The organism is bacterium (assembly GCA_022616075.1).
Classification (GTDB): domain Bacteria; phylum Acidobacteriota; class HRBIN11; order JAKEFK01; family JAKEFK01; genus JAKEFK01.
This window is the reverse complement of the sequence record JAKEFK010000337.1, coordinates 1-6,460: the sequence shown is the minus strand read 5'-3', so window position 1 is coordinate 6,460 and position 6,460 is coordinate 1. Positions and strand designations below refer to the sequence as shown.

Below are 6,460 nucleotides of genomic sequence, written 5' to 3'. Positions count from 1 at the left end.
TCAACCGGGAATACCGGATTTCCCTGATGGCCTTCTGGATTTTTATTGGAACGGCGCGCCTGAACTCAACCCGCAAGAAATGTCTTTTCTGGAAGTCGCTTCGGTGAAAGGAGACCTATTCAACGCAGGTCAGCGGGAACGGAAGGTTGTGGATTCATTGGTGAAGAAAAATGTTTTGATGGAGTCCGAAGGGCGCTATCGATTTAGAAAACCGCTCTTTTCTCAAGCAATCAAAAAAAGATTGCCTCCCGACCGGTTGAAGAAGATTCACCGGACACTGGCGGAGCAGCTTTCTCCTCAAACGGACCCTGATTCCATGATGTTGCTTGCCGAACACTACCTGAAAGCAGGTGAACTGTCTGCCGCCTTGCACTGGACCTGCCGTTCGATTCGAGAAATCGGTCATTCGATTGAACCTTTAGCGCTCTCTGTTTTAAACGAGCTGGAGCTGCTCGAAAGGAGTTTGAGCGATTCTGAAAAAGTAATACTTTTCCGGGAGCAGGGAGATCTCTATAACAAGCGTGGGAAATTTCCGTATGCAGCTGCAAGTTTCCGGAAAGCAATCGAGTTCGCCGGAGATGATGTTCTTCGTTTTCATCTTGGCCTCCTTCTTGTTGAGTGCCGGATTCTGCAAGAAGACATTCTTTCGGCGCAGCAAGATCTGATTCCGCTGACACCGCTTCTGCCTTTGATCAAAGAAGAATCGATTCTTTTTCGTTACTTTATTGCAAGAGGAGTGTGCGCGCATTATCGTGGCCCGCGAAGCGCGGAAGACTTTCAAAAAGCGTTTGCGTTTGCGGAATCGCTTGGAGAGGATGGGCTGCTCGCTCATGGATACCGGCGCTATGCGCATCTTTTGCTGAAGGAAGGTCAACTCCAGGAAGCTTCGAAACTTACACGAAAAGCGTTAAGGTACGCGAAATTGTCGGGCGATACAGAAGAGATGGGGCATTGCTACAAGATCTTTGCTTCGATTGCTTGGAGAAAATCGCGTCATGAGCACGCAGAAAAAATGATGAAAAAAAGCATTCACGCTTTTCAAAAAACGAAAAACGAGTTTGGCTGTGCCGGTGTATGGAATCTGCTGGGCAATGTGTATCTGGAAAGATATCGTTTTAATGAAGCCGTTCGATCTTTTGAGAAGGCGGTGGCTCTGTTCGGTCGACTCGACCATTCGAGGGAAGTGAGTCTCGCACAATTCAATATGGGTCTGGTTTATTTGGAACAAGGCCGTTTGAAAGACGCTGAGAAGATATTCCTGCGATGCCGCGCAATCGATAAAGCATCGGGGAACAAATGGTTCTACGCCTATGATCTTCGCGCTCTCGCGGTTTATTGTATTCTGCAGGGATATCCCCGCAAAGCAACGCGTTTGCTCAAAAGAACGATTCAGATCTGCGAAGAGTTGAAGGCCGATGGAGATATTCTTCAAACGAAAATGATTTTGCTCTTTCATGAGCTCGATCAGGGAAATTACCGCGACGCTCACTCACGGGTTAGTTTCCTGGAGCAGAGACTTCCTGAATTAAGCGAACCATTGACCGAAGCGGAGATTCACCATCTTCTTGCCTATTATTACGGGTTCTTAAATGAGACAACCAAAGCAAAAACGCATCTGAAGAAGTCCCTTTCTATCGGCCGCAAAATTCAACATTACAAACTCATTGGGAAGAACCTGATCCTCAGCCTGATCTTTCGGAATGCAGCGCCGCGACAGGATGATCCTGATCTTCGGAAAGCCATCTCCCATTTCAAGAAAAGCAAAAATCACCTGGAGTTTGCAGATTATCTATTGAAGTTTTACCAGGCATATCCTGTTCTTCTGAAAGAAAAGTTTCATTTAAAGAAGCTTCACTGGATGGAGTCTCTCTATCGCAAGTTGCATATCAGGCCGCGGCTGAGCGCGGTTCGAAACCTCCATCATTTCCTTTCTTCACGGGATTCAAGCGAACCGGTTTATGACTGGTGGCGAACTGTGCTTGCATTATTAGAGCGTCCCGGGGAACTTCAATCAAAACTCATGGCCGTACTCAAGGAACTGGGCAATGAGCTTCATTCTTCCTACAATCAGGTTCAATATTTAACCGATTCGGGGACGTTCGATCGCATCCTCTACACGGATGCTCCCATTACGAATACTGTAGAAGAGTTGCCGGCGAAAATTTTTGACCGGTTACTGCGACGGCATCAGACATTGTGTGTTGATGTCCGTTCGGAGCCGGAGCTGTCAGCTAATCCGTGGGTGATTTTAAACGAGGTCCGGTCTATTTTGGCTATTCCTTTTTCGCGGAAGGATCAATTCCTCGGTTTATGGTATTTCGAAAGAAGAAGGGACGCTCCTGTTTTTTCCTCGCGAGATTTGCAGAAGGCGGCATTCTTTTCTATGGTTTGTTCCCCTTTATTGGAAAAGGCGATCGATCAGGAAGTCTCGCGGCAGATTCCGGGCTCCGCGCACGGTTTTGAGGATTGGATCGGCATAAGTAAAGGAACACTCGATCTGGCACGGCTTGTCGAAAAGGTGGCGCCTCTCGATGTTTCTGTGCTGATTCTTGGCGAGAGCGGCACCGGAAAAGAGCTTGTCGCGCGCAATATACATCGCAATAGCAAAAGGGCAGTAGGTCCATTTGTTGCGTTGAATTGCAGCGCGATTCCTGAGACGCTGATTGAAAGTGAGCTGTTCGGCCATTCGCGAGGCGCGTTCACCGGGGCCGTTGCCGCTAAAGCCGGATCGGTGGAGCGGGCACACAGTGGAACTCTATTTCTGGATGAAATTGGCGATTTGAGCGCTGCAGCTCAGGCCAAACTTTTACGGGTTGTTCAAGAGCGTGAAGTGCAGCGTTTAGGAGAAACATCCGTTCGCAAAGTGAACGTCCGTTTTCTTTTTGCAACACATAAGAACCTTGAAAGATTGGTCAGAGACGGAGCTTATCGTGAGGATCTCTTCTACAGAATCAATGGATATACACTGACTGTCCCTCCTTTGCGGGAAAGAAGGGAAGACATTCCGTTGCTGGTGAGATACTTCGCGGAGAAGTATTCTCAGGCTTTTGGCAAACAGGACATCCGGTTTTCGAACTCGGCGATGAAAGCTTTGTGCGATTATCGCTGGCCCGGAAACGTTCGTGAAATGGAGAATCTCATTCAAACCGTGCTTGTGAATTCCGATTCAGGAAGTGTCGTAGAAGCGGAATTGCTCCCTCGTTCTCTGAAGACGCTCAACGTGACGGAAAAAATCAGAGGTTTAAGTTTGGAGGAAGGCCGGGAGGAGTTCGACCGGGAGTTTGTTCTTCAGGCGTTGAACAAGAATAACTGGAACAAATCCAGGACCGCAAAAGAACTGCGAGTCACACGCCAGGGCCTGATCAATATGATTCAACGCCTGCGATTACAGAAGTAGCACAGGCGTCTCGCCTGTGGAGCTTCACAGGCGAGACGCCTGTGCTACTTTGCCTTCGTTTATAATAAAGGGTGCTTGAGACAATTATCTGTCATCGTCGTATTGGTTGTATTTTCTTTTTTTGCCTGCGGCAATCGATCTGAAGAGAAGCCTAGCTCGATCAACATTTCGGTTCCCTATGAATTAGATGTTCTGGATCCTCATGCCAAAACAAGGGTCAGTAACTACGCTATTTCCTCAAATTTCTATGAACCTCTGGTCGGAACAGATGAGACAAACAAGATCCTCCCCCGGTTGGCGAAAAGTTGGGAAAATCCTGACGCCTATACGTGGGTGTTTCATTTGCAACCGAACGTCCGTTTTCATGATGGAAAGATAATGGATGCCGGAGATGTCCTTTACACTTTCGAACGTCTGGCTACGGACAATAATCTCGAAGTGGGGTCCTATCTCAACGATGTCCAGCAAGTAGAGGCGTTAAGTTCGACAACTATCCAGGTTCGCACAAAGACTCCGCTCGCCATTTTTTTAAACAAGCTGAATAACGTTTTGATTGTGTCGCGCGGCTCCAGTCCGCTGGTGAATACGACGGTCAATGGCACCGGGCCCTATCGCCTGACTAAATGGACCCCGGGCAAGATCATCCGAATGGTAAGAAACAATGATTATTGGGGGAACAAACCCTCAATTCAAGATGTTACTTATTTTTTGAATCGAACTCCTCAACTCGCAGTCAGCGATCTGGTGGCAGGAAGGAGCCAGTTCGTTCAGTACGACTCTAAAAAATTAGAACCCGTAATTCGAAGTCTCGGGAAGTATCAGGTGATGCGCCAGGATAATTATTTCTTGAAATATTTAAGTTACGACGTTTCCCGTTCTGTGACTCCCTACAGCGATTCGAAATCGAATCCGTTTAAGAATCCTTTGGTAAGAAAAGCAATTCACAGGGGAATCAATCGTGAGCATTTGATTGGAAAGCTTCCCACTTTTGCTGTTCCGGCCTTTCAGCCTGTTCCTCCATTTGTTTTCGGACATAACCCGGATATCCGTGCGCCCTCCCATGACATTGACGAAGCGAAGAAGCTTCTGGTTCAGGCCGGTTACGCAAATGGTTTTGGTGTGACTCTTTTTGTAAGGCAGATTCTTGAAGAAACGGGGACATTGATTCAGGAACAGCTGGCGAATATCGGTATTCAGGCACGCACAAAGGTCTTTCCGGACACCGAATTTTTCAAAATGCTGGACAATCAGGATTTTTCATTCTTTCTTTCACGCGTCGGCGCGACCGTGGGGGATGCAAGTGATATTCTGGAGCCGCAATTACATTCGCGCAGCTCGCATCCGGGATATGGCGTGCGAAACTACATCGGTTACAGTAACGAAAAAGTCGATAAAGCGATCGATGAAAGCGCCCAGATCCTGAAACTGGAGGATCGCCGGAAAGCGCTTGAGGGAATCATGCAAACTCTGATGGAAGACTTGCCATGGATTCCGCTTTATATCGATCAGGATGTTTATGCGCTGCACAGAAGTTATCACTGGAAACCCAGACATGATAGCCTTGTGTTTGCGTTCGAAATTTCGGTTCACCAAAATTGAACCTTTTGAACCCTTGAACGTTTGAACCTTTGAACTCTTGAACCTTCAACTGCTCTCTCGTCGGCTGATTTTGTTGCTTCCTCTATCTCTGGCTATTCTGACGATTGTTTTCTCTTTCCTTCGCATCCTTCCGGGGGATCCCGTTGAGGCAATGTTGGGAGAAGGGGCCCAGCAAGCCGACGTAGAATCGATGCGCGAACAACTTTTGCTGGATCAACCTTTATGGCGTCAATATGTGCTCTATCTCTGGAATGTGCTTCACGGAGATTTTGGCAGCTCCTGGTCTTTTCAGATGCCAGTGACGGAGCTGATCCTTTCCCGTTTTCCGGCGACTGTTGAGATGGCTGTGGCGGGCATGTTGATAGCGCTCATGATTGCCTTTCCTCTGGGTATTCTTGCGGCCAAACATCCGAACACCTGGACAGATCGCGTTACTACAATATTCGCAGTGAGCGGCGCAGCCATTCCACATTTCTGGCTCGGTCCGCTTTTCATTCTTTTGTTTTCCATTACGATCGGCTGGTTCCCCGTGTCGGGCAGAGGCAGCCTCGCGCATCTGGTCTTGCCCGCGTTAACGCTGGGCACTGCTCTGGCAGCCATCCTGATGCGAATGCTCCGTTCCAGCCTACTAGAAGAGCTCAGAGCGGATTACATCAGAACAGCGCGCGCGAAGGGAGCGAGTGAAATGCGGATCCTGTTTGGTCATGCGATTCGAAATGCGCTTCTCCCTGTTGTTACATTGCTCGCGCTGCAATTCGGAAGTTTGCTGACCGGCGCAGTGATCACGGAAACCATCTTTTCCTGGCCTGGACTGGGACGCCTTTTGATTCAAGCGATTTTTTCGCGTGATTATCCGCTGGTGCAGGGTTGCGTCCTGATTTTTGCAATGCTTTATCTGTTCGCGAATCTCATTGCTGATTTATTGTATGGAGTACTCGATCCGAGAATTCAGAACTAAAAAATTCCGCAGGCGAGACGCCCGCGCTACAAGGAGTAACTATGATTCGAGCGTTTGGTGATAAGATTCCGCAAATCCACGAGACAGCATTTATTGAAGAGAGCGCGCAAATCATTGGTGATGTGGTGATCGGGCCCCATTCCAGCGTCTGGTTCAATACAACAATACGCGGAGATGTTTACCACATTCGAATCGGGTCGTACACGAACATTCAAGATAATTCGGTCCTTCATGTGACGCGCGGAACGCACGCAACGATTCTGGAAGACTACGTCACGGTCGGCCACAGTGTGACGCTTCATGGTTGTCATATTCACTCGAACAACCTGCTCGGAATCGGCAGCATCATCCTGGATGATGTGGTGATAGAAGAGAATTGCCTGATTGCGGCAGGCGCATTACTGGCCCCTGGAACCAGGGTTCCATCGCGTAGTTTGATGATGGGGGTTCCTGCAAAGAAGGTGCGTGATGTAACGGATCAAGAAGTCGCACGCATCCGGCAACAC

At 48.4% G+C, this 6,460-nt stretch carries 4 protein-coding genes; all 4 read left to right on the top strand.

Annotated elements, in window-relative coordinates:
- Nucleotides 1-3,397: sigma 54-interacting transcriptional regulator (locus L0156_26335; GenBank protein ID MCI0606518.1), on the top strand; the 3,397-nt coding region annotated here is incomplete at its 5' end.
- 75 nt (nucleotides 3,398-3,472) lie between these two features.
- Nucleotides 3,473-4,996 (top strand): ABC transporter substrate-binding protein, encoded by a 1,524-nt coding sequence (locus tag L0156_26330; GenBank protein ID MCI0606517.1) that lies wholly within the window; start codon nucleotides 3,473-3,475, stop codon nucleotides 4,994-4,996.
- A gap of 37 nt (nucleotides 4,997-5,033) precedes the next feature.
- On the top strand, nucleotides 5,034-5,954 hold the full coding sequence (locus L0156_26325) for an ABC transporter permease (protein MCI0606516.1): 921 nt from the start codon (nucleotides 5,034-5,036) through the stop codon (nucleotides 5,952-5,954).
- A 41-nt stretch (nucleotides 5,955-5,995) separates the two neighbouring features.
- The coding region (locus tag L0156_26320) for a gamma carbonic anhydrase family protein (protein ID MCI0606515.1) at nucleotides 5,996-6,460 on the top strand (465 nt) is incomplete at its 3' end.